Here is a 22,918-nt window from a genome sequence, read left to right as displayed (position 1 = left end):
CATCTTCTCAGGCGGTTCTCCCCACCGGCAATTGCGGCCGCGGTGCCAGTTGCGCACGCATCCAGCGGTAGATCGATTCGTTGTTGAGCAGCGTGAAATGATGCGCACCGCCCACATGGAGTCCGTCGTCGACGCGAAATCCCGTACGCCTGGTGCGGCTTTCGCCACGCCCGCTCGGGATCAGCACCAACCCGTCACCGATGACTCGGCCCAGCGGATGTCGAGGATCACGCGTCACCGAAGCCGTCGCATAGAGGTGCCGTACGCCGGGCGCCAACGGTATGTCGGCGCCGGGTGCCTGCCGCAGCACATCGGGCTCCGCCCATCGCCAGTCGTCGTCGATGAGGTTGCCGTGAAACAGATCTCGCACGCCGACACTCCGTCGGCGGAGCAACTCGCCGAACGGACGCGTCACCGGCACCGAACGCAGCGCTGCGGTGGCCGCATGCACACCGCGCGCCAGTGGTGCTCCGTGATGCGGCGTCCCGAGGCTCACGGTGTGCCGGAGCGCCTCGGGCCAGTACGCGCTCGACTCACTCGCGGCGTGGCATGCACTGCGAATCACGAGCCCGCCCATGGAATGCCCGACAAGCGTCAAGGTGGTGACCGGGGTCGGCCACAACAGCACGAGCCGATTCAACAACTCCGAGAGGTCGCGTCCGTTGTCGCTGATGTGCCGACCGGTGTTGTACCGCACGAAGATCGGTGTCGCGCCCAGGTCGCTCTGGAGTCGTCGGCCATAGGTGGCGCGGGCCTCGCGGCGCCACGCATGCTCGGTCTCCATGAGCCCGTGGAGGAAGACGACGAGGTGGCCGGTGGGGTCCGGAAACGCTCGCACCAGCGCATCCGTCGACACCGCGACCGGCTCGCCGTGGACGCGTACATCCATGCCCGGGGCGAGCGGAGATCCCGCAGCTTCGAGTTCGTCACCGATCAGTCCGTTCAACACGCCGATCATCGCCGCACCGCGAGGTGTGGCCGACGGCGCCCGCCCGGGTGTGTCGAGCAGTCCGCCGGCGATGTCGGCGGCGACCTCGAGGCTGCTCGCGACTGCGGTGTACACACCGCCCGCCACCGCGTCGTGAGCTCGATGCGACGGCTGCGTCCACGCGCGCAGCGGTGTTCGCGCGAATCCCGAGAAGACTCCGTCGGATACCAAGCGATGGACCGCAGCGATTCCCCGGGTGGCTCGGCCCAGTTCGGTGAAGCCGAGACGGCCGACGGCCCGTACCTCGGCCCGGCGGGCATCCTTGCGCAGTTGCGACATACTTCTGAGTGTACATCTGTTCACTGAATGCGCGGGCGTCTGCGGGCATTGATACGGTCGGCGGGTCGATCCGGCTGACGAGAGGATTCATTCGGTGAACGGCGTCGTCAAACGTGCGCAGCAATGGTTGGCACACGATCCCGATCCCGCCACGCGGGCCGAACTCGCGACTGTGATCGACGCGGCGACTCGTGGACACGCAGACGCTGCCGCCGACCTCAGCGACCGCTTCTCCGGCCCCCTGGAGTTCGGCACGGCCGGACTGCGCGGGGCCGTCGGCGCAGGTGAATCCCGGATGAATGTCGCGGTGATCGTGCGGACGACGGCGGGCTTGGCGAGCTACCTGCGCGACGTGGTCGGAGACGACGCCCGCGTGGTGGTCGGCTGCGACGCGCGCCTCGGCTCGGCCGACTTCCGGACTGCGGCGCTCGGCGTGCTCGATGCCGCCGGTGTGGACGTCATCGCACTACCACCGCGGTTGCCCACGCCGGTGGTCGCGTACGCGACCAGAGCGTTGAACTGCGACGCGGGGATCATGATCACCGCATCGCACAATCCCGCCGCCGACAACGGCTACAAGGTGTACCTCGGTGGGCGGGCGGCCGACACCGCCGGCCGCGGGGTCCAGATCGTTTCGCCTGCCGACGCCGACATCGCGCGACACATCCACGCCGCGCCGCCTGCCGACAAGGTGCCCATGAGCGACGCCGCGTCGAGAACACAGGTAGCCGATGACGTGGTCGACGCATACATCGACCGCGTCGCCAGCCTGCGATCCGCGATCTCACCCTCACCGGTGCGTGTGGTGCTGACACCCTTGCACGGCGTCGGGGGAGGGATCGCCACCCGGGTTCTGGCGAAGGCAGGAATCGCCGATGTCCACCGGGTTGTCACGCAGTTCGATCCCGACCCCGACTTCCCGACCGTCGCCTTCCCGAATCCGGAAGAGCCCGGCGCGCTCGACGCCGCCATCGCCCTGGCCCGCAAGACCGTCGCCGATGTGGTTGTCGCGCTGGATCCGGACGCGGATCGCTGCGCGGTCGCGATTCCCGGTCGAGACGGCCGATGGCGGCAGTTGTCCGGCGACGAGGTCGGTGCGCTGCTCGCCGAGCAAGCGGCCACCGATCCCGACCGAGCCGGAGATACTCTGGCCTGCTCGATCGTCTCGAGCCGGCTGCTTGCGCACATCGCCGAGTCCCACGGCTTGCGCCACGCGGTTACGCTGACCGGCTTCAAGTGGATCGCCCGTACGCCCGGCCTGCGGTTCGGGTACGAGGAGGCCATCGGGTACTGCACCGACCCGGACGCGGTGCGAGACAAGGACGGGATCAGCACGATGATCCGTGTCCTCACGCTCGTGGAGACCGCGGCCGCCGGCGGGCGCACCCTCGACGACCTCCTCGACGATCTCGCCCGCCGACACGGTGTGCATGCCACCGGGCAGTTGAGTTTTCGAGTGGAGAACACCGACACCATCACCGAGGTGATGCGCAGGCTCCGGCGCGACGGCATCGACCGACTCGCCGGATCAGCGGTCACCGAGGTGGTGGATCTGGCAGACGGCGGTTCGTTACCGCCTACCGATGGGCTCGTCTTTCACACCGCAGACGACGATCGTGTGATCATTCGCCCGTCGGGCACCGAGCCGAAGTTGAAGTGCTATCTCGAGGTCGTGCGGCCCTGCGACGACGCTGCCGCGCCGATTCCGCTTGCCGCGGCCCATAATCGGCTCGCGACCCTTCGGCGCGATGTCGCCGCGGCGCTCGACCTGTGAGCGCACCTGTTCCGAAGCCCCCGATCGCATGGCACGATCGAAATTGTGACCAGCACCGGCTCGCAGCAACGTCTCCGCGATCTCACGGCGATGCGCCGGGTCCGTGATCGGATCGACCGCGACTACGAGCAGCCCCTCGATGTCGAAGCCCTTGCGCGCGGCGTACACATGTCGGCCGGACACCTCAGTCGTCTGTTCCGTGCCGCCTACGGCGAGTCCCCGTACTCGTATCTGATGACGCGGCGGATCGAACGGGCCATGGTGCTGCTGCGGCGCGACGACATGACCGTCACGGAGGTGTGTTTCGCCGTCGGCTGCTCGTCGCTGGGCACCTTCAGTACGCGGTTCACCGAACTGGTCGGCATGTCGCCCAGCACGTATCGCCGCGAGCACACCACGGGCGTCGGAGACCTGCCCGGGTGCGTGGCCAAGCAGGTCGGCAGACCGATCAGGAATCGAGAAGCGTCGAATCTCCCCGGTCGCTAGCGTGGCAGACATGGACATCACCATTCACGCCAGTTTCCTCCCACAGAACGACCCAGAGGCCGCGATCGCCTTCTACCGCGACACACTCGGTTTCGAGATCCGAATGGACGTCGGCTACAACGATTTACGGTGGATCACCGTCGGACCGCCCGACCAGCCCGACACCTCGATCGTCCTGTACCCGCCGACCGCGACCCCGGGTATCGGCGACGACGAGCAACGAGTCATCGCCGAGATGATGGCCAAGGGCACCTACGGCAGTCTGCTGCTCGCCAGCGCCGACGTCGACGCCGCGTTCGAACGCATCGCGGCCCGCGAGGCCGAGGTCGTACAGGAGCCCACCGACCAGGACTACGGTGTTCGCGACTGTGCCTTCCGCGACCCGGCCGGCAACATGATCCGCATCCAGCAACGTCCCTGAAACGCAACCAACCCCCCGACAGGATTCTCCACATATGCCCTCGAAGACCGCCAAAGCCCCTGGTGCGAAATCCTCTGCGGCACAGACCGAACACGTCGCAGACACCCACGACCGGATCCGCGTGCACGGCGCTCGGGAGAACAATCTGAAGAATGTGAGTGTCGAACTGCCCAAGCGTCGGCTCACCGTGTTCACCGGGGTTTCCGGTTCGGGCAAGAGTTCCCTGGTGTTCGCCACGATCGCCGCCGAATCCCAGCGGATGATCAACGAAACCTACAGCGCCTTCGTCCAGGGTTTCATGCCCAGCCAGTCGCGGCCCGACGTCGACGTCCTCGAAGGTCTCACCACCGCCATCATCGTCGACCAGGAACGGATGGGCGCCAATGTGCGGTCTACCGTGGGCACCGCCACCGATGCCAACGCACTTCTCCGAATCCTGTTCAGCCGCCTCGGAAAACCGCACATCGGATCCCCGCAGGCGTTTTCCTTCAACGTCGCATCCATCAGCGGAGCCGGGGCCGTCACCATCGAACGCGCCGGCCAGAAGGTCAAGGAACGCCGCAGTTTCAGCATCACCGGCGGAATGTGTCCCCGGTGCGAGGGCCGGGGTGAGGTCTCCGACTTCGATTTGACCGCACTGTACGACGCCGAAAAGTCGCTCAACGAGGGCGCTCTCACCATCCCCGGCTACAGCATGGAAGGCTGGTACGGGCGGATCTTCCGGGGGTGTGGCTTCTTCGACGCGGACAAGCCGATCGCCAAGTTCACCAAGAAGCAGTTGAACGATCTGCTCTACAAGGAACCGACCAAGATCAAGGTCGAGGGCATCAACGTCACCTATGAGGGGCTGATCCCGCGGATTCAGAAGTCGTTCCTGTCCAAGGATCGCGACGCCATGCAGCCGCACATCCGGGCCTTCGTCGACCGGGCGATCACGTTCGCGACCTGTCCCGAATGCGACGGCAGTCGGCTGTCCGCCGAGGCGCGGTCGTCGAAGATCGGGGGTGTCAGCATTGCCGACGTGTGCGCGATGCAGATCAGCGACCTCGCCGAATGGGTACGCGGCCTCGACGAGCCGTCCGCCGCACCGCTCATCGAGACCCTGCAGGCCACCCTCGACTCCTTCGTCGACATCGGTCTGGGATATCTGTCCCTCGAACGTCCGGCCGGCACACTGTCCGGGGGAGAAGCCCAGCGCACCAAGCTGATCCGCCATCTCGGGTCATCGCTGACCGACGTCACCTACGTCTTCGACGAACCGTCGATCGGTCTGCATCCGCACGACATCACCCGGATGAACGAGCTGTTGCTGGCACTGCGCGACAAGGGCAACACGGTGCTCGTGGTCGAGCACAAGCCGGAGGTCATCACCATCGCCGACCACGTCGTCGACCTGGGTCCGCACGCGGGCACGGACGGCGGCGAGGTGATGTTCGAGGGCACTGTCGACGGTCTGCGCGCCAGCGACACGCTCACCGGACACCACCTCGACGACCGCGCGCGCCTCAAGGAGTCGGTGCGCGAGCCTTCGGGCACGTTGCCGATCCGCGGGGCAAACACCCACAACCTGCAGGGCGTCGACGTCGACATCCCGCTCGGTGTTCTCGTGGTGGTCACCGGCGTTGCCGGGTCCGGCAAGAGCTCGCTCATCGAGGGTTCGGTGACCCGCGAAGAAGGTGTGGTGTCGATCGACCAGACCGCGATCAAGGGGTCCCGACGCAGCAACCCGGCGACCTACAGCGGTCTCCTCGAACCCATCCGCAAGGCGTTCGCCAAGGCCAACGGCGTCAAACCCGCACTGTTCAGCGCCAACTCCGAGGGCGCCTGCCCGAACTGCAACGGCGCGGGAGTCGTCTACTCCGACCTGGCGATGATGGCCGGGGTGGCCACCGTGTGCGAGGTGTGCGACGGCAAGCGGTTCCAGGCCGAGGTCCTCGACTATAAGCTCGGCGGTCGCGACATCAGCGAGGTCCTCGAGATGTCGGTGGCGCAGGCAACCGAGTTCTTCGGTGACGGCGATGCCCGGATCCCGGCCGCCCACAAGATCCTTGTGCGGTTATCCGACGTCGGCCTGGGCTACCTGAAGGTCGGTCAGCCGCTGACGACCCTGTCCGGTGGTGAGCGGCAGCGCCTCAAGCTGGCCGCACAGATGGGGGAGAAGGGCGAGGTCTACGTCCTCGACGAACCGACGACCGGACTGCACCTGGCCGACGTCGAACAACTGCTCGGGCTCCTCGACCGCCTCGTCGACTCCGGTAAGTCCGTCATCGTGATCGAGCACCATCAAGCAGTGATGGCGCACGCCGACTGGGTCATCGACCTCGGACCGGGCGCCGGCCACGACGGCGGCCGGATCGTCTTCGAGGGCACGCCCGCCGACATCGTCGCGGATCGGTCGACCCTCACCGGCGAGCACCTCGCCGAGTACGTGGATCTCGCCGCCGCGAGGTGACCCTCGACACGCCCGAAGGTCGCCCACCAGGCACGTCGGAGTACCTGCCCCCGGTACCGTCGGGTCTGCGCGATACGATCCCGACTCGGAAGAGAGGTCGGTCGTGACGGCACTGGCGAACAGCTATCTGCGTTCGGCGCCCGCGCGGTGGGTCGCGCTGGTCGCGTTCGCCATCGGCGCGTTCCTGTTCATCTTCGTCTTCCCGAACCAGCCGATGACGCCGTATCGCATCGACTTCGACGTCTACCGCACGGGCGCGCAGTACTTCCTCGACGGCGGACGGCTATACGACCAACTGCCGCAGCTGTCGCAAGGCGCCTACCTGCCGTTCACCTACCCGCCGATCGCGGCGGTGCTGTTCACGGTCTTTACGATCGTGCCGGTCTGGGTGGGTTCGGCCATCTTCACCGCGATCTCGATCGGCCTGCTGTTCATCGTGATGCGGCTCGTGATGTCGCGAATCCTCGACCGGACCGCCGCGGAGATCACCTGGCTGGTCTTGCCGTTCGCGGCGGTCGCGCTGTGGTTGGGCCCGGTGCGCGACACACTGACTTTCGGCCAAGTCAACATTCTGCTCATGGCACTGGTGGTGATCGACGCGCTGGTCGGACGCGGTCGCTGGTGGCGGGGTCTTCTCGTGGGCCTCGCGATCGCGATCAAGCTGACCCCCTTCGTCTTCCTGCTCTTCTTCGTCCTCCGCCGGGATTGGCGCGCGGCTGTCGTCAGCGTCGTGTCGGCGCTCGCGTTCCACGGCATCGGCTATCTGCTGGCGCCCAAGGATTCGGTCCAGTACTGGACGGAGTCACTGATCGACACCGACCGCATCGGCAGCCCCATCTTTGCCAACAACCAGTCGATCAACGGCGAGCTGCAACGCCTCGGCATCGACTCACGCGCCGTCTGGTTCCTCCTCGCGCTCATCGTGGGCCTGTTCATCGCGTGGGTGGCGTGGCAACTCATGCGAGCGGGAACCGAGGTCGGCGCGCTCCTCGTGGTCGCGATGTCGGCGTTGTTCTGTTCTCCGCTGTCGTGGGATCAGCACTGGGTGTGGGTTGCCCCGCTGATGATGGCAATGACCGTCTGGGGCATCCGAACCGTCCTGCCAGGGGCCGTCGCGTGGTGGTTCCTCGTCGTCGCAGGCGTCGCGATCTTCCTCATCGTGCCCCACCAGCGCGTACCCAACCGCTACGAGGTCGAGCTGACCTGGACGTGGTGGCAGCACCTCATCGGATCGACGTACCTCATCTGGGGACTCGCTGTCCTCGTCGCGTTGGGCGCGGTCGCAGCGCGTCTGCCGCGTGACGTCGCGCCGCAGCGCGAACTCGAACACGTCGCCTGACAATCCTCCGACCGATCTCCGCGAATCGATGACGCGGTCGAATTCTGCGTCCTACACTCACGCTTGAAACAGTTCAACGAATTCGTGTCATCGCGGGTGGTGCCGCCGCGCGATCGGACGGGCGGGAGTACGACGTGGCAGATACGAAGAAGCTTTTCCAGAACACGCTGGCGCGAATCAACAAGGCCTACCCGAGTCCGCCGCGACCGCTCGCGGAGCCGCCGGCCGGTTCTGGCCTCAAGCCGGTGATGGGTACGGCCGGGCTGCCGTTGATCGGCAACACGCTGGAGGCGTTGGCCGATCCGCTGAAGAGTTCGATGGACCGTTTCGAACGCTTCGGACCCGTGACGTGGTCCGGTTCGATCGGCATGAACGTGGTGAATCTGGTGGGACCCGACGCGATCGAATGCGCGTGGATGAACCGCGAGAAGGCCTTCTCGAGCGAGGAGGGATGGGAGCCGATGATCGGCCCGTTCTTCCATCGCGGAATCATGCTGATGGATGCACCGGACCACATGTATCACCGCCGCATCATGCAGCAGGCGTTCACGCCCGCCCGACTCAAGGGCTACCTGGGCATGATGACCCCGCACATCGAGAAGACCCTCGCCAATTGGCCCATCGAAGACGGCTTTCCGATGTACTCCCGTACAAAGGACTTGACCCTGTCGCTGGCGACCGAGGTGTTCATGGGCGCGTCACTGAACGAGACCGAGGCGCACGCTCTCGAGGACTCCTTCGAAGCCGCGGTTCGTGGCGGACAGGGCCTCGTCCGCTTCGACACCAAGAAGTTCGGCACCTGGACACGTGGATTGCGCGGGCGAGAGGCGCTGCAGCGCTACTTCCGGTCGGAGATCGCCTCCAAGCGAGCCGGCGACGGCGACGATCTGTTCAGCGTCCTGTGCCACAGCGAAAGTCCCGAGGGCGACACCTTCAGCGACGAGGACGTGGTGAACCACATGATCTTCGTCATGATGGCCGCCCACGACACCAGCACCATCGCGTTGTCGATGCTCGCGTATTTCCTCGGTCGCTACCCGGAGTGGCAGGAACGGCTGCGCGCCGAATCGCTGGCCCTGGACAAGCCGACCCTCGACTACGACGACATCGACAAGCTGCCCAGCCTCGACCTTGCCTTCAAGGAGACGCTCCGCATCAACGCTCCGGTCGGCATGTTGTTCCGAAAAGCCATCCAGGACACCGACATTCTGGGTCACTACATACCAGCCGGCACCATGATCGGCATTCATCCGTGGACCACGATGCTGCGCAAGGAATGGTGGCCGAACCCGACGCACTGGGATCCCGAGCGATTCGCCGACGACCGTCGTGAGGACAAGGTCCACCGGTTCGCGTGGGCACCCTTCGGCGGCGGCGCACACAAGTGCATCGGCCTCTATTTCGGTGGCATGGAAGTGAAGTCGATCATGCACCAGATGCTGCAGCGCTTCGAGTGGACGGTGCCCGCCGACTACCGACTCGAACTGACCTACGGCACCGGCCCCACACCCGCCGACGGACTCCCCATCGACATCCGACGACGGACGGCCTACGTCCCCGCCTGACCCGTTGACCGTGCGCCCAAAATCGTTGACCGTGCATCGAAATTCGTTGACCGGTCCGACGGACGCCCGCAAAAAGTAGGGGAAGAAACTCTTCCCCTACCCTTCGAGTCCTCCCCGCGAAATTCCTAGCGGACGACTACGAACCCCGGGGAAGAAGTTCTTCCCCTAGATTCTGCGGGCAGAGCGCGAGGGTATCTGCCCAGCTCAGCGGGGTAGTCACCCAGATCTTGGGATCAGTTCTCCGCAACGTTGCTGTGCGTGGTCGACCTTGCCGCTTTCTTGGCCGGCGCCTTCTTCGCGACGGTCTTCTTGGCGACGGTTGCCTTCTGCGCCCCAGCCTTTGTTGCAGCAGCCTTCTTTGCCGGTGCCTTCCTTGCAGCGGTTTTCGCCGGCACCGCCTTCTTCGCTGCCGCCTTCTTCGCTGCCGCCTTCTTGGCGGCCGCCTTGGCCGGTGCTGCCTTCTTGGCCGGTGCCTTGGCGGCTGCCTTCTTTGCGGGAGACTTCTTGGCCGCAACCTTCTTCACTGCAACCTTCTTCGCTGCAGCCTTCTTTGCCGGTGCCTTCGTCGCCGCCACCGTCTCGACACGCGTTGCGGTCAATTGTTTCAGCGCACCCGGGGGAAGTTGTGCGACAACCTCTTCCACCTCGGCGGCCACTTCTTCGACCTCGGCTTCGGCCTCTTCGACGCGCTGTTCGAGATGGCGCGTCGTTGCCGCATGCCCGACGCCGACCGCGAGTGCCACCGGCCAATCGATCACCTCGAGCACCGCCAGTAGACCGAGCGCACCGTAGAACGCAAGCTGGTCGGGGGAGGGCACAGAGATCCGTCCGAGGACCGGCACCTGCACAGCGAAGCGTTCCGCCTCGGCGACCAACTTCGAGACGTCGCGGTGTGAGTCGACGAACGACCGCGTCGCTTCCAACAAATCTTCTCTCCATTCGGGCACGGGGTACTGACTTCCACCGCTTGTTCGGTTAGGCTGTCCTGCATGACCGAGATCGGCCGTGCCATCGGCCCGGACACGTTGCTCGCCGCCGGCGTTCGTGTGCTCACGCCGCCGATCCGCGAAGTTTACGCGCTGCTCGTTCGCGCCGGTGTCCTCGTCATCGACGACGAGTGACTCTGCGCGACTACGCGCCTGCTGCCCCATCCGTTCGAGGACGTCCGGGGCGATCTTGGACACCACCATGGCGGCGCCCGCTCCGGTGAGCGCCTGACCCCATCCGACCGGCCCGAGGGGCGTGCACCCGAACAGGGAGCTCAGACCCGGGGTCGTGATCACGCCCGCCATCAGGATGAACGTGCCCACGCTGGTCATCACGACCAGCTTGCCGTGCGATTCGTCGACGATCTGGGTCAACTGGGTGAGCACCAGGCCGGCCAAGCCGACGGTGGCTGCCCGCTGCGGCGTCCCGCCCGGTCGTGCGAGCAGCCACGAGAGCGTGGCACCGACCGCCGTCGACGCGCCGTGAGTGTAGATGGCCCGCCAGAGCGCTGCCTCGTCGAAGTCCGCGAGACCGTCGCCGACCTGGGGGCTCACCGCGAGAGCCGCTGCCGGCAGCGCATCGGTGAGCATGTTGATGAGCAGGATCTGACGCGCCGACATGGCGGGCTTGCCCGTCACCGTACTGGTGATCAGCGCAAAGCTGACCTCACCGAGATTGTGTCCCACCAGCATCGACACCGCGGCCTGGACCCGACGCCACAGCTGGTGCCCTTCATCGATCGCGTCGATGAAGGCGCCGATCTGGCCGTCGAGTAGCAAGACGTCGGCCGCGGTGCGGGCCGGGTCGCTGCCGCTCGAGACGATGCCGACCCCGACGGTGGCCGCCCGGATCGCTGCGGCGTCGTTGGCGCCGTCACCGACCATCGCAGTCACCAGGTCGGCAGCCTCGAGCGCCTGCACCACCTGAACCTTGTGTTCGGGGGCCATCCGCGCGAACACTCGGTAACGCTGTACCGCAGCGATCTGCCCATCGCTGGTGAGGGCCTCCCACGCGGTTCCGGTCATGACCTCGTCGGGTTTCAGCGCCATCCCGAGGTCTCGCGCGATCACCATCGCGGTCACCGGGTGGTCACCGGTGATCAGGCGGACACCGATGTCACGTCGCTGCAGTTCTTCGATGAGGCCACGAGACGTGGGCCGCGCCGTGTCGGCGATCCCGACCGCCCCCAGGGCGCGGAGGTCCTCCGAGCAGAGTTGCGTGAACACGTCGGGATCGGCCCGAGCGGCCTGTGCCTGCTCGGGGGTCAGCGCGCGCTCGGCGACCGCCAGCACTCGAAGTCCTGCGGCGGTCATCTCGTCGATGACCTCGATCAACGACGCCTCACCCGGACGCAACGCGGCGGTGATCGCTTCGGGTGCACCCTTGATCGACAACGTCGTACCGATGATCGCGGCCGCGTACGGACGATCCGACTGGAAGAGGAGATTCGCATCGGTGCCACCGGTCTGCACTCCGATGTCGAGCCCGGCCACCCGGATCGCTTCGTCCGTGGCGTGCACCGAATGCTCACCTCTCGGTGGCGGGATCGTGTGCACCGCGGCCGCGAGCACAGCGTCGTCCTCGACGCCGTCCACCGAACCGACCTCACGCACCCGCAGCTTGTTCTCACTGAGCGTCCCGGTCTTGTCGAAACACACCACGTCCAGCCGTGCGAATGCCTCGATCGCCTGTGGATTGCGGATGAGCACATGTGAACTGGTGAGCTGCCGTGCCGCGGCGAGCTGAGCGAGGGTGGTCACCAAGGGCAATCCCTCGGGAACCGCTGCAACTGCGATGGCGACGCCGCCTGCGACGGCATCGTGCAGCGGGGTGCCGCGCAGCAGGCTGAGCAATCCGACGGCGCCGCCCCCGGCGATGCTCCATGGCAAGGCCTGACCGGTGATCTTCGACAGCTGGGCGGCCAACCCGACCTTGCGGGACTTCCGTGCGGTCATCGCGGTCGCACGGCTCATCTGGGTGGAGGCTCCGATCGACGTCACGATGGCGACGCCTCGTCCCGCGATGACGACCGTTCCCGCGTACAGCGAACCCGTCCGTTCCGCAAGTGGCGCACCGGGTGTCGGCTCGGATGACTTGCTCACCGGCAACGACTCGCCGGTCAACGCGGATTCGTCTACTTCCAATGCGTCGGCTCGGACGATCCGTCCGTCCGCCGGGACCACCTCTCCGGGGCCGACGGCGATGAGGTCGCCCGGACGCAGCCGACTCGCCGGGACCTGTTCCTCGCGATCGCCGGTTCCGGGGCCGACGAGGCGTCTGGCGAGCGGTTCCTGGACGGCCAGCAGTTCGTCGAGGATGCGCTCGGCGTGGAGTTCCTGCTCGGCGGAGATCGCGGTGTTGAGCAGCAGGACCGCGAAGACGAGGCCCGCGTCGAGCGGTGAGCCGAGGAGGGCGGTGGCCGCCGCACCGGTGGCGAGGATCGGGGTGATCGGATCGTCGAGGTCCCCACGGATCGCTCCGACGAACTCTGAGGCCGTCCGCCAGACCGCCGCCACACGGTTGGTGACCGGTTTGACCACCGACACCGAGGTGAGACCGCTCAGCCGTTCCTGAATCGGTTGGTCCGGTGCGGGACGCGGGAGCAGCCGGGCGACCTCACTCACCGGAAGTGCATGCCAATCGTGGCCCAGCTCCGGTATCGGCAGCGACTCGTCGAATACTCCCGAACCCAAGCGGAATCCGGTCCACAGCGCCCCTACGGCAGCAAGATTGACCGACGCCGGTCCGCTGCCCACCACGTCGGGCAGCAGCATGATCGCGCCGATCACCGAACCCGAGACCGACAGTTGGACTCCCTTGTTCGCCGCCGTCTTGGCGACCGGGAGGGCGTGCAGGAAACGCCACACACCGCCCAGGTCGGGGACAAATATGTCGGCACCCCAAGGTGGGGGCGCGTCCCGGTGCCAGACCCCGACCACGACCTCCGCATCGGCGGTCGCCATATCGGTGGCGCCGGTGACGAAAGCGACCGTCGCGCCTCGATCGTGGAGAGTGGCCAGCGCCCGGCGGAGGGCGTCGTCGACGGGTCCGGCGGCATGGAGAAGCTCGTCGAAACCCTGTCCGAGAGAACGCAGTCCGGGGTCGTCGAGCGAGACGATGCGCGCGCCCACCCGTCGGGCCTCGGTGACCACCGCCGAGGAGAGCGGGTCGCGGAGTGGACTGACCAACGCGGTGCCGGTTCCGCCTGCTCCGGGGATCTCGTCGAGTGGGTGGAGGCCGGGAGTCAACAGTCCGTCGTCGAGTGCGGCGCGTGCGGCTTCCCACGCCCGCGCCCGGAAATCGCCGTCCAGTCCGTTGATCTGCGTGACCGTCAATTCGTCGGTGTAGAGCACGCGGGGGTCGATCAGCACCGTGTCCACGGTGTCGAGGTGCCGCAGCACCGACGGATGCATCACGAGTGCGCCGTGTCGGCCCGACAGGCCTCGGGACAGTGCGCACGCGAACGACTGACGCACGCTCCGAACGGGTTTCGGCATCGCCGTCAGCACGGTGTCGGTGGCCATGTCGGCGCTGCCCGACATGACGCCGACGAGCGCGGCGGCACCCACACCGACCGCGGCTGCCTTGTTCGCATAACCGTCGCTGACACCGCTGGTGTGCAGCGATCGTGTTCGCGGCCGCGTCCCGGGCTCGTCGGCGGTCTTGAATGCCTGACGAGTGAGGTTGTGCTCCAATCGGTTCCACGTTCGGCGCCCGTTGACTGCCTCGGCCGCAAGCATGGCGCGCGTGGTCGCGTCGGCGAACAACCCGGTCGGCGAGACGCGCAGTACGCCGACCGACGTACCGATCAACGCGAAGACCAACTCCGACGCCTCGGGGCCCAACAATTCGGTGACGCGGTTTCGGATCGCCGGTGTGTGGTGCGACAAAGAAACCGGGGCGGCGAGGAAGCGGAATGATCCCGGTGCGCCCAGAAGCGACGCCGTGGTCCCGACCACCAGGCCGGCGGTTGCCACCGTGGAACTGAGCAGTCGCGCGCCGAGGGCCGCGTCGTCACCGGGGAGCGTCGCCGGCAACCGCCTCCGGTCGGCGATCACCCCGTGCTCTGCGGTGTCGAGGATCGTGCCCAGCGCTTGCGCACTCGGGCCCCCCCGGTCGACCACGACGACCATGCGAGCGGTTGCCCGATTCAACACCACATCGCGAACTCCGGCAGTGTCGGAGACCGCATCGATCACTGCGCGCGCCACCGCGTCTGGGTCGTCACCATCGAGGCCGCGCACCTCGATCCACCGCACCTCGCCGCGGGAACTCATTCGTCGGGCCGGCGATGCGGTCAGCGCCTCGCCCACCACCGCGGTGGCGCCGCGGGCGAGGTCGGTCAGCCCGGTGATTTGTTCACCCGCTGCGTCGACGAGAGATCGGGACACGGTGCGCCCCGCCTTGACCGCGGCCTCCCCACCCATGAGTGCGGCACCCGTGGCCACATTTGCGAACCACAGCGGAGCACTGAGCAGACCCATCTGGCGACACCTCCGGCGACGTTTGCGGCAATCGACCGCCGGCGACAGCCCAACGGACTCGGTCCGAAGTCGATGCACGTCGTCGGCGCCATAGGCGATTGCGCTGGCCATTCGAGTCTATCCAACAGGCACAGCCGTCCAGCACGATCGGTGCGGCTGTATCTACGCGGCCGACCCCCGTCAGTCGACCCCCGTCAGTCGAGTAGTGCGGCGAGTTGTTGGACCTGCTCGACGCTTCCGGGCGAGACGAGCATCGTGGTCACACCCGCCTTCTCCCACACGCCGATCTGAGTGCGCACATGTTCGGCGTCGCCGACGATTGCGGAGTCGTCCACCACCTCGTCCGGGATGATCTGGGCCGCTTGGTCTTTGCGGTCGCTGCGGAACAGTGCGGTGACCTCGTCGACGACCTCGCCGTAGCCCATGCGACGGTAGACCTCGGCGTGAAAGTTGGTGTCCTCACTGCCCATGCCACCCATGTACAGCGCGAGGAACGGCTTGATGGCGGCGTACGTGGCCGCCTTGTCGTCGGTGATCACGATCTGGGCGGTCGCGCAGATCTCGAAGTCGGCCCGCGAACGGCGGGCGCCGGCGCGGGCGAATCCGTCGTCGAGCCACTCGTTGTAGGTGTCGGCCATGCGCGGCGTGTAAAAGAGCGGCAGCCACCCGTCGGCGATCTCGGCGGCGAGCGCGATGTTCTTGGGTCCTTCGGCCCCGAGCATCACCGGGATGTCGGCGCGACGGGGATGGGTGATCGGCTTGAGGGGTTTGCCGAGTCCGCTGGCCTCGGGTCCGCCCAACGGCAGCGGGTAATGGGGTCCGTCGCTGGTGACCGGCGCTTCGCGCGCCCACACCTGCCGCATGATGTCGATGTACTCCCGGGTGCGCGCGAGCGGTTTGGCGAAGCGCTGTCCGTACCAGCCTTCGACGACCTGCGGGCCGGAGACCCCGAGGCCCACGATGTGACGCCCGCCGGAGAGGTGATCGAGCGTCAGTGCCGCCATCGCGCAGGCGGTCGGCGTGCGCGCCGAGAGTTGCAACACCGACGTTCCCAGTCGAACCCGCTGCGTGGACGAACCCCACCAGGCCAGGGGAGTGTAGGCATCCGAACCCCACGCCTCGGCAGTGAACACGCTGTCGAAACCGGTCGCTTCGGCCGCTGCCACGAGTTGACCGTGGTTGGTGGGAGGCTGCGCGCCCCAGTAACCGAGTTGCAGACCGAATTTCATCACTCACCCTTTCGACCGTGTGGCATCCGCCTGCGGGCGAAACTACGCCGCGCACGCGATTGGATCAAGGGGTGAATAATCATATTATTGACTAAATACGACGGATTTCGACGAACGGAGGCACGCATGTCCTTGCGCCATGCCGTCCTGGCCGCGTTGCTCGACGCCGACGCGACGGGCTATCAGTTGGCCAAGAACTTCGATGTCTCGGTGGCCAGTTACTGGTTTGCCACCCCCCAGCAGCTCTATGCCGAACTCGGCCGGCTCGAGACCGGCGGTCTCATCGTCGGCCGTGAAGTCATCCAGGAACGACGCCCCAACAAGCGCATCTTCACGATCACCGACGCGGGTCGCGCCGAACTCGAGGACTTCGTCGGCAACACCTCCAAGCCGACCTTCATCCGAGACGAGCTGCTGGTTCGGGTGTACGCCAGCGATGTGGGTGACCCCGGACCGCTCATCGAGCATCTGCACCAGCGCGCCGAGGCGTCCCTGGCCAAGGCCGAGTTCATCGAGGGGTTGTTGCGCAAGCTCCGCGGGGAGATGTCCGAGGACCGCTTCCTCGCGGAGGGTCGGCGAGTCGGGCCCTACCTGACTGGCCTTCGCGGAAGCGTGTTCGAACGCGAGAACGCCGCGTGGTACCGGCGGGCGGCCGGGGTGCTTGCCGCACGGGCCGCCGTCGCGGTGCCAATCGATCGTTGACGCACCCCAATCGGCAGCGCGACGCTCAGCCTGCGTTTGCCGCGATCTCTTCCGCCGCCTCGGCCTGGATCCGTTCGAACTGCGCACCCATCGCTTCGGCCAGCGCCGAGGCGCCCGACAGCGGCCGGACCATCACCATGAAGTCGTCGATCTTGCCCTCGTCGTCGACGTGCAGGAAGTCGCAGCCGGTGATCGTGCGACCACTCACGACGGTCTCGAAGATCAGCGCATGGTTGCGCCCGTCCGGGTCGGCGATCTCCCGTATGTAGCGGAAGTCCTCGAAGACGCGCATGACGCCGCGCAGGATCGCGGCGGTGATGGCCTTGCCGGGGTAGGGCTTGAACGCGACCGGGCTGGTGAAGACAACGTCATCGGCCAGTAGGTCGGCCATGGCCTGCGTGTCGCCACTCTCGACCGCCGCACGGAAAGGATGCATCTGAGCCAACTCCTAGTAGTCAATTAATTGACTAGATTCTAGGGCGCTCTCATCTCGTGGACAAGGGCGGCGTCATCCCACGACAGCGGCGATCCGGTCCGATGTCTTCGCACCTGTGCCGGTCAGCACCACCACGGTCGTCTCCGAACGCCGGATGATTCCGTCGGAAATGAAGCGGTCGAGCGCCGCTGCGGCGACCGCACTCGTCGGCTCCACAAAGAGACCACGCGATGCGAGTGCGCGCAGCGCAGACACGATTTCATCCTCGGTCACCGCGACGGCGGCACCCGCAGACCTTCCGATGGCTGCAACGACCTCGGGCAACCGCACCGGACGCGCGATCGCGGCGCCCTCGGCCATCGTCGGGGCCCGCTGCCCGGTCTGGTGAATTCGATTCACGGTGTCGGCGATCGCGGCCCAGTCGCGTGGTTGTCCGACGAGCAGTCGCGGTCGACGATCGATGGCACCCGCCGACAGCAGTTCGGTGAACGCGAGGTCGCAGCCGAGAACGAGGCTTCCCGAGCCGGCCACGACGACGATGTTGTCGGGAGAGTTGAATCCCAATGCCTCCCAGATCTCGTAGCCGATTGTCTTCACGCCCTGCACGAACATGGGATGCCAGTTGTGGCTGGCATAGGGGATGCGAGTCGAACGCTGGATGGCCTCGTCACCGACGTCGTCGCGGGTTCCCGACACGAAGACGAGTTCGGCGCCATGCGCCCGCGCCTGGACCACCTTTGACGCCGAGGTCGCCTCTGGCACCAGGATGGTCGCGTGCACACCCGCTGCTGCCGCATAGGCGGCCACCGACGAACCACCATTACCCGACGAGTCCTCCAACACGGCCTGCGCACCCTGCGAGCGCAGATGCGACATCATCACCGAGACACCACGATCCTTGAAGCTCGCGGTCGGATTGAACCACTCCAGCTTGAAGTGCACGCGATTCTCACCCCAGTCGAGCAGGGGCATGGGAGTAGCGCCTTCTCCCAAGCTGATTCGGTGACGCTGGTCCACCGGGATCACCGGGGCGTAGCGCCACAACGATCGTTCACCGACGACGATGTCCGCGGGCGTGAGGCCAGGCAGCGGGCTCACAGCGAGGGGCGACCCGTCCGCCCCTCGCCACCGCGCATCGGTCAGCTCGTATCGCGTGCCGGATCGGTCGACGAGGTAGGCAGACGATGTCCGACGGTCGGCGCACATGTCTTCCGAGGCTAGACCGTCCGCGCCGAGGTCGAAACGATCCTCGTGATCGCGGCCCGATCTGCCACACTCATCACGATGGGTGCCAAAGGCGGCCGCGTGTACAGCGGCGTGGAGGTCGACGAGCGTGTGGCGCAGCGTCGAAGCAGGCTGTTGGAGGCCGGTCTCGACATTCTCGGCGATCCACGCGGAGACGACGACCTCACACTTCGCGTGATCTGTCGGCGCTCGGGGCTGGCCCAGCGGTACTTCTACGAGAGCTTCGCCGACAAGGACGTCTTCGCTGCCGCGGTGTACGACTGGGCGATGGCACAGGTAATCGACGAGGTGCAGGGTGCGCTCGCGAGCAGCACATTCCGCGCAGGAACGCGTGTGGGTGTGACCCAACTGATCCGCACCATCGCCGGTGATCGACGCATCGGCGAGATGCTGTTCGGGCGGCATCAGACCAACGATGTGATCGTGGCCAAGCGGTTCGAGTCGACCGCGGCGTTCGTCGCGCTGTTCAGCGCGCAGTCGGGCGACCGGTTTCGTCCCGACGAACACGGCAAGCCGCCGCTGATCTCCCACTTCCTGGTCGGTGGGGTCGCGCAGGCTATCGCCGCATGGCTCAACGACGACGTGGACGTCAGCGAAGATCGCCTTGCCCACCAACTCGTCACCTTGCTCACGTCCAACGGCGTGGGGCAACCACAGTGAGTGGTCATGATCGATGACATCCTGATCACCGCCCGACCGCTCGGCGAGTATCGCGCGATGTTCTCGCTGACAGACGCAGACCTCGCATTGCCTGTACTCGACTGCGCAGCAGGTGCTTCCGCATTCACCGCCGAGGTCAATGCGGCCGGGGGAGACGCCACAGCTTGCGACCCGAGATATGCCGAGCACCCCGCCACGCTCGACGCGCTGACCCGGTCAGAGACACTGCGCGGCAACGAGTTCGTCCGCCGCCATCACGACGACTACCAGTGGAGCTTCTACCGCGACCCCGACGACCACCTGGCCCGACGAATGCTGGCGTGCCGGCGATTCGTCGACGACATCACCGCTCATCCCGAGCGCTACGTCGCAGGCTCGTTGCCCGACTTGCCGTTCGACGACGCCAGTTTCGGTCTCGTGGTGTCGTCGCATCTGCTGTTCAGCCATGCCGACAAACTCGATGAGCGCTTTCACCTCGAGGCCCTTCGCGAGATGTGCCGCGTCAGCTCCGGCGAGGTGCGCGTATTCCCGCTGGTGGCATCGGGTTCGACGCCGGCCCCGGACGTCGCCGCTCTGCTCGAGGCTCTTGACGGCGAGCACATCGACACCGAGATCCGGCCGGTTGACTACGAGTTCCAGCGCGGCGCAGATCGGATGCTGGTCTGCCACTCGCGCGCCGCCGCCGAAAATCGAGTTCAGGATCATCCGACGGCGTGACACGATGTCGTCATGCCCAGCTCACTGATCGAGACCCGACGCGAATGCTCTCCTGACCACGAAGCCGCGATGATCGACGCCGTCCACGACGCACTGGTCGCGGCTTTCCGAATCCCGCAGAGCGACAAGCACGTACGGCTCATCGCGCACGAGCCGCACCGGTTCTCGTACTCACCCGGCCTCGCATCACCCGAGCTGTACACACTGGTGACGATCGACTGTTTCGCCGGCCGGTCGGTAGAGGCCAAGCGCAACCTCTACCGCGAAATCGTCACTCGTCTGGGCGCCCTGGGCATTCCGAGCGACCACATCACCATCCTGGTGCGCGAAGCGTCCACCGAGAACTGGGGGATTCGCGGCGGACAGGCCGCCTGCGACGTCGACCTCGGCTTCGACGTCAACGTGTGATCGAACGAGATGGCCGCACGCTCGCCGAGGCGGCAAATGCTTACTCACGCCGGCCTCAGCCCGGATCCGTGGAAGCGTGTCGAACGATGACCGCAAGGACGCAGACCGGCCCAACTCACCTCAGACAGCGGAATTTCGGGCCCAGCTCTGCCTTCCACGGATCCAAGCCGAGGTGCGAGGAGCGCAGTTCAGTGCGTCTGCTCGGCAGCGAGGTCGGGTTTGACATGCCGTGTGGAGAGTTCCTCGAGCGCACGGAACACCCGTCTCGATGACTCGGCCCACGGCATGAGGATCGGAAAGACGTGGAACATGCCGTACTCCTCCATGGCATAGACCTGCACTCCGGCACCTTCGAGTCGTTCGACGAACAGCCGGATCCCGTCGCGGAACATCTCGTCGGCACCCCAGCACACGAAGGTCGGCGGAAACCAGTCCGGGTCGGGGTCGTCGACGATCGAGACCCGCGCGTCATTGGGTTGCACGCCTTGCAGATACGGGGTGACCGGGACGTTCCAGGGGAGGATGTCGAGATGTGCGTTCTCGGTGACCGACGGATGATCGAGATCGAGGTCGACCTCCGGCGAGAACAGCGCAACCGCGGCGGGCATCGGAAGATCATGTGCGTGCAGGTACGACACCAGAGACGCGGCGAGTCCGCCACCGCCCGAATCACCCGCCACCACAAGGTGATCCGGCGACACACCACGGTCGAGCAGGCCGCGGAACACGTCCGCGGCGTCGAGAACGCCTGCGGGGAAGGGGAATTCGGGTGCCATCCGGTAGTCGGCGATGAACACCTCGTTTCCGGTGGCCTTGACCAGCGAGGCGGCGAACGCCGAGTACATGATGGGTGACGTACCGATGTAACCCCCGCCGTGGAGGTAGAGGATCGTCGCCCCGATCTCCTGCTTGTCAGCGGGGTCGTCGACGTAGGCATCGGAACTGGCCTTGGCACGACACCACAGACCCGGAACGCCGCCGACAGTGTCCGCGGTGATCTCCACACCGTCGGTCAACGCGATGAATGGGGGCATAACCCACTGGCAGATGTCGTCGAGGATCTTCTCCATCGAGCGGAACTCGTCGATGGGTAGTCCCATCGAATAGCCCATGAAGGACCGAATGGTCTGTCGCGTCACCGACTGGCCGATGTTGTCGAGGAGGCCGGCCGGGCCGCGCCAGGGTTGGCGGAACGGGACCTGCGCCAGTCCGTTCAGCATCGATTGCGCCAATCCCACCACAGCCAGGGCGGTGACCGGCGCGGACGCCGTCTGAACCTCGGGGCGGTCTGCCATAACCATGACTCAACTGTAGATCGGAACACCCGTGATGGGTGAGGGCGAGCGACGCCTCAGTCGAGTTCGGTCGCCCGCGGGTGGAACGGCTGATAGAGACCGACCTTGCTTCCGCCCGGCAGAACGAATCCGGTCAGCCGGCCCCACGGTTCGTCGGTGGCCTCGTCGAGCGTCACGCCCCGAGCCCGAAGGGACGCCGTGGTCTCCTCGAGGTCGTCGCACGTCAGATACAGCTCATGTGCGGTGGAGGTGTCACTGGGATGTACCGCGAGTTCGGCCGGCGGAAGTTTGAAGATGAGCCAGCCGTGGCCGGCGTCGACATGGGGATACTCCAGCACGTCGGTGAAGAATTCCCGATCCGCGTCGGGGTCAGAACTGAAGACGATGATGTGCGCGCCGGAGATTGCCACGCGTCAACCTTCGCAGATCGAGACGACACCGGGACGAGGTTGGCGGTCCCGGCGAGCCAGTCGGGTCGGGGGTCTGACTGACTCACCGGGAACCATCGAGTACATCGGCGCACCTCGACGCGGCGTTACACAATCTCGAAAAGAAATTCTCAGCCGGCCAGAACTACCTGCATACCGGGCTTCATGAGGTCTGCGATCTCGTTCCACGGCACGGTCACCGGCAGGTAGTCACCGGCGGCGTGACTCACCGGAACGTAGACATGAAAACCCGACTGCAAAGGCACCCAGTTCGCGAAGTTGTTGATGTCTGCGGCGACCGGGTTGGCCCGGCTGTCGATCCGGTTGACCGACGCGGCCAGACGTGCGGCAGCCGCGTTCTGATCGGTGAAGACCTCGGAGAGGAGAATCGGCTGCGCGGTGTCGGCATTGATCGTGATCGTCGCGACCGTGTTGTTGGGGTGGGCGGCTCCACGGCCATAGGTGGAGAAGATCGCCACACCGGCCACCACCTGCTGCGTTGTCGTGGTCACGCGACTGCGCTCGTCACCGAGCAAGGTGCCGTCGGAGACCGTGGCGTCAGACAACTGGTTGACCACGTCGGTGAGCGCCGAACGCATCCCGGTGTTGAACCGCTCTCGGACGGGCGCCTGCCCGCCGGTCACCTGCGGCAGATTGACGTCGAAGGTCGTCGTCTCGGTGCCTCCACGGGTCGGTACCAGCGTGCCGACGTAGCCGCTCACGGCCTGCGTCGATGTGCTCGGCGACGACGGTGGCGACGTGACGGTGGTCGTCATGACCGTCGTGGAAATCTCCGTTCTGACCGACGACGGGGTGGAGCCGGTGTCGTCAGTGGCGCATCCGGCTGCAGCCGCCGCGGTCGCAACCAGCACGGCGACGATCAACCTCGAATTCCTTTGCATGGAAAAACGGTAGGCCATGTGGACCGACATTTCGTCGTGATCGGTGAGCGTGGCAGACTACCTCGGGTCCTCCTTCTGGGGGTCCTCATTCTGGGAATACCGCCAACACCTCCGAGGGCTG

General features: G+C 66.2%; 19 protein-coding genes. 11 read left to right on the top strand and 8 right to left on the bottom strand.

All coding sequences use genetic code 11. The annotated features are described in order from the left end of the window. Positions 1–7: 7 nt before the first annotated feature. On the bottom strand, positions 8–1,267 hold the full coding sequence (locus MKW15_RS08970) for an esterase/lipase family protein (protein WP_240857262.1): 1,260 nt from the start codon (positions 1,265–1,267) through the stop codon (positions 8–10). A gap of 94 nt (positions 1,268–1,361) precedes the next feature. Here MKW15_RS08970 and MKW15_RS08965 point away from each other — a divergent pair, with 94 nt between their 5' ends. The 6 genes from MKW15_RS08965 (at position 1,362) to MKW15_RS08940 (ending at position 9,304) form a co-directional block, all read left to right on the top strand. Beyond that, positions 1,362–3,041, top strand: a complete 1,680-nt coding sequence (locus MKW15_RS08965) for a phospho-sugar mutase (protein ID WP_240857261.1) — start codon at positions 1,362–1,364, stop codon at positions 3,039–3,041. Positions 3,042–3,131: 90 nt separating this feature from the next. Continuing rightward, the gene (locus MKW15_RS08960) at positions 3,132–3,527 is read left to right on the top strand and encodes a helix-turn-helix transcriptional regulator (RefSeq protein WP_240857336.1); all 396 of its coding nucleotides are present in this window, start codon (positions 3,132–3,134) and stop codon (positions 3,525–3,527) included. Positions 3,528–3,537: 10 nt separating this feature from the next. After that, on the top strand, positions 3,538–3,948 hold the full coding sequence (locus tag MKW15_RS08955; protein WP_240857260.1) for a VOC family protein: 411 nt from the start codon (positions 3,538–3,540) through the stop codon (positions 3,946–3,948). 34 nt (positions 3,949–3,982) lie between these two features. After that, entirely contained in the window at positions 3,983–6,400 is a 2,418-nt protein-coding gene (locus MKW15_RS08950; RefSeq protein ID WP_240857259.1) for an ATP-binding cassette domain-containing protein, read from the top strand. A 103-nt stretch (positions 6,401–6,503) separates the two neighbouring features. Further along, the gene (locus tag MKW15_RS08945) at positions 6,504–7,739 is read left to right on the top strand and encodes a glycosyltransferase 87 family protein (protein ID WP_240857258.1); all 1,236 of its coding nucleotides are present in this window, start codon (positions 6,504–6,506) and stop codon (positions 7,737–7,739) included. 134 nt (positions 7,740–7,873) lie between these two features. Continuing rightward, positions 7,874–9,304 carry a cytochrome P450 gene (locus tag MKW15_RS08940; protein WP_240857257.1) on the top strand — a complete coding sequence of 477 codons (1,431 nt, stop codon included), beginning with the start codon at positions 7,874–7,876 and terminating at the stop codon, positions 9,302–9,304. A 233-nt stretch (positions 9,305–9,537) separates the two neighbouring features. Here the strand turns inward: MKW15_RS08940 and MKW15_RS08935 are convergent, their stop codons facing one another. Next, complete coding sequence (locus MKW15_RS08935; RefSeq protein WP_240857256.1) at positions 9,538–14,886, bottom strand: cation-translocating P-type ATPase; 5,349 nt, start codon at positions 14,884–14,886, stop codon at positions 9,538–9,540. 83 nt (positions 14,887–14,969) lie between these two features. Further along, a complete protein-coding gene (locus MKW15_RS08930; protein WP_240857255.1) occupies positions 14,970–16,004 on the bottom strand; it encodes an LLM class F420-dependent oxidoreductase in 1,035 nt (344 codons plus the stop codon). A gap of 126 nt (positions 16,005–16,130) precedes the next feature. On the opposite strand from MKW15_RS08930, the gene MKW15_RS08925 reads away from it, so the two are divergent. After that, entirely contained in the window at positions 16,131–16,706 is a 576-nt protein-coding gene (locus MKW15_RS08925) for a PadR family transcriptional regulator (RefSeq protein ID WP_240857254.1), read from the top strand. A 25-nt stretch (positions 16,707–16,731) separates the two neighbouring features. Here MKW15_RS08925 and MKW15_RS08920 read toward each other — a convergent pair whose 3' ends face one another. Together MKW15_RS08920 and MKW15_RS08915 are read right to left on the bottom strand one after the other, a co-directional pair. After that, complete coding sequence (locus MKW15_RS08920; RefSeq protein WP_240857253.1) at positions 16,732–17,142, bottom strand: nuclear transport factor 2 family protein; 411 nt, start codon at positions 17,140–17,142, stop codon at positions 16,732–16,734. Between the two features lie 72 nt (positions 17,143–17,214). Next, positions 17,215–18,348, bottom strand: a complete 1,134-nt coding sequence (locus MKW15_RS08915; RefSeq protein WP_240857252.1) for a threonine synthase — start codon at positions 18,346–18,348, stop codon at positions 17,215–17,217. A gap of 78 nt (positions 18,349–18,426) precedes the next feature. Between MKW15_RS08915 and MKW15_RS08910 the strand changes: the two genes are divergently transcribed. From MKW15_RS08910 to MKW15_RS08900, 3 genes are read left to right on the top strand one after another with little or no spacing between them, the layout of a single operon-like run. Then, positions 18,427–19,047, top strand: coding sequence for a TetR/AcrR family transcriptional regulator (locus MKW15_RS08910; RefSeq protein WP_240857251.1), 621 nt, complete (start codon positions 18,427–18,429; stop codon positions 19,045–19,047). 6 nt (positions 19,048–19,053) lie between these two features. Further along, positions 19,054–19,764, top strand: coding sequence for a class I SAM-dependent methyltransferase (locus MKW15_RS08905; RefSeq protein ID WP_240857250.1), 711 nt, complete (start codon positions 19,054–19,056; stop codon positions 19,762–19,764). A 12-nt stretch (positions 19,765–19,776) separates the two neighbouring features. Then, positions 19,777–20,172, top strand: a complete 396-nt coding sequence (locus MKW15_RS08900; RefSeq protein ID WP_240857249.1) for a tautomerase family protein — start codon at positions 19,777–19,779, stop codon at positions 20,170–20,172. Positions 20,173–20,360: 188 nt separating this feature from the next. Here the strand turns inward: MKW15_RS08900 and MKW15_RS08895 are convergent, their stop codons facing one another. The 3 genes from MKW15_RS08895 to MKW15_RS08885 all read right to left on the bottom strand — a co-directional run bounded on the left by MKW15_RS08895 (position 20,361) and on the right by MKW15_RS08885 (position 22,671). Next, positions 20,361–21,473, bottom strand: a complete 1,113-nt coding sequence (locus MKW15_RS08895; protein WP_240857248.1) for an alpha/beta hydrolase fold domain-containing protein — start codon at positions 21,471–21,473, stop codon at positions 20,361–20,363. 50 nt (positions 21,474–21,523) lie between these two features. Then, positions 21,524–21,877, bottom strand: coding sequence for a VOC family protein (locus tag MKW15_RS08890; protein ID WP_240857247.1), 354 nt, complete (start codon positions 21,875–21,877; stop codon positions 21,524–21,526). A 149-nt stretch (positions 21,878–22,026) separates the two neighbouring features. Then, on the bottom strand, positions 22,027–22,671 hold the full coding sequence (locus MKW15_RS08885) for a hypothetical protein (protein WP_240857246.1): 645 nt from the start codon (positions 22,669–22,671) through the stop codon (positions 22,027–22,029). On the opposite strand from MKW15_RS08885, the gene MKW15_RS08880 reads away from it, so the two are divergent. Beyond that, positions 22,670–22,810: a hypothetical protein gene (locus tag MKW15_RS08880; RefSeq protein ID WP_240857245.1), complete on the top strand. Its 141-nt coding sequence runs from the start codon at positions 22,670–22,672 to the stop codon at positions 22,808–22,810. The genes MKW15_RS08885 and MKW15_RS08880 overlap by 2 nt on opposite strands. The last annotated feature ends 108 nt before the right edge of the window (positions 22,811–22,918 follow it).

The organism is Gordonia gummivorans, from assembly GCF_022513585.1.
Lineage (GTDB): Bacteria > Actinomycetota > Actinomycetes > Mycobacteriales > Mycobacteriaceae > Gordonia.
The sequence above is the reverse complement of the archived record's forward strand: the minus strand, read 5'-3'. Positions and strand labels throughout refer to the sequence as shown.

Excerpts from the sequence above, each read along its gene's own strand:
- MKW15_RS08970 (WP_240857262.1), bottom strand. The coding sequence starts at position 1,267 with ATGTCGCAACTGCGCAAGGATGCCCGCCGGGCCGAGGTACGGGCCGTC.
- MKW15_RS08960 (WP_240857336.1), top strand. The coding sequence starts at position 3,132 with ATGCGCCGGGTCCGTGATCGGATCGACCGCGACTACGAGCAGCCCCTC.
- MKW15_RS08955 (WP_240857260.1), top strand. The coding sequence starts at position 3,538 with ATGGACATCACCATTCACGCCAGTTTCCTCCCACAGAACGACCCAGAG.
- MKW15_RS08950 (WP_240857259.1), top strand. The coding sequence starts at position 3,983 with ATGCCCTCGAAGACCGCCAAAGCCCCTGGTGCGAAATCCTCTGCGGCA.
- MKW15_RS08935 (WP_240857256.1), bottom strand. The coding sequence starts at position 14,886 with ATGGCCAGCGCAATCGCCTATGGCGCCGACGACGTGCATCGACTTCGG.
- MKW15_RS08930 (WP_240857255.1), bottom strand. The coding sequence starts at position 16,004 with ATGAAATTCGGTCTGCAACTCGGTTACTGGGGCGCGCAGCCTCCCACC.
- MKW15_RS08925 (WP_240857254.1), top strand. The coding sequence starts at position 16,131 with ATGTCCTTGCGCCATGCCGTCCTGGCCGCGTTGCTCGACGCCGACGCG.
- MKW15_RS08920 (WP_240857253.1), bottom strand. The coding sequence starts at position 17,142 with ATGCATCCTTTCCGTGCGGCGGTCGAGAGTGGCGACACGCAGGCCATG.
- MKW15_RS08915 (WP_240857252.1), bottom strand. The coding sequence starts at position 18,348 with ATGTGCGCCGACCGTCGGACATCGTCTGCCTACCTCGTCGACCGATCC.
- MKW15_RS08910 (WP_240857251.1), top strand. The coding sequence starts at position 18,427 with ATGGGTGCCAAAGGCGGCCGCGTGTACAGCGGCGTGGAGGTCGACGAG.
- MKW15_RS08905 (WP_240857250.1), top strand. The coding sequence starts at position 19,054 with ATGATCGATGACATCCTGATCACCGCCCGACCGCTCGGCGAGTATCGC.
- MKW15_RS08900 (WP_240857249.1), top strand. The coding sequence starts at position 19,777 with ATGCCCAGCTCACTGATCGAGACCCGACGCGAATGCTCTCCTGACCAC.
- MKW15_RS08895 (WP_240857248.1), bottom strand. The coding sequence starts at position 21,473 with ATGGTTATGGCAGACCGCCCCGAGGTTCAGACGGCGTCCGCGCCGGTC.
- MKW15_RS08880 (WP_240857245.1), top strand. The coding sequence starts at position 22,670 with ATGACCGTCGTGGAAATCTCCGTTCTGACCGACGACGGGGTGGAGCCG.
- MKW15_RS08885 (WP_240857246.1), bottom strand. The coding sequence starts at position 22,671 with ATGACGACCACCGTCACGTCGCCACCGTCGTCGCCGAGCACATCGACG.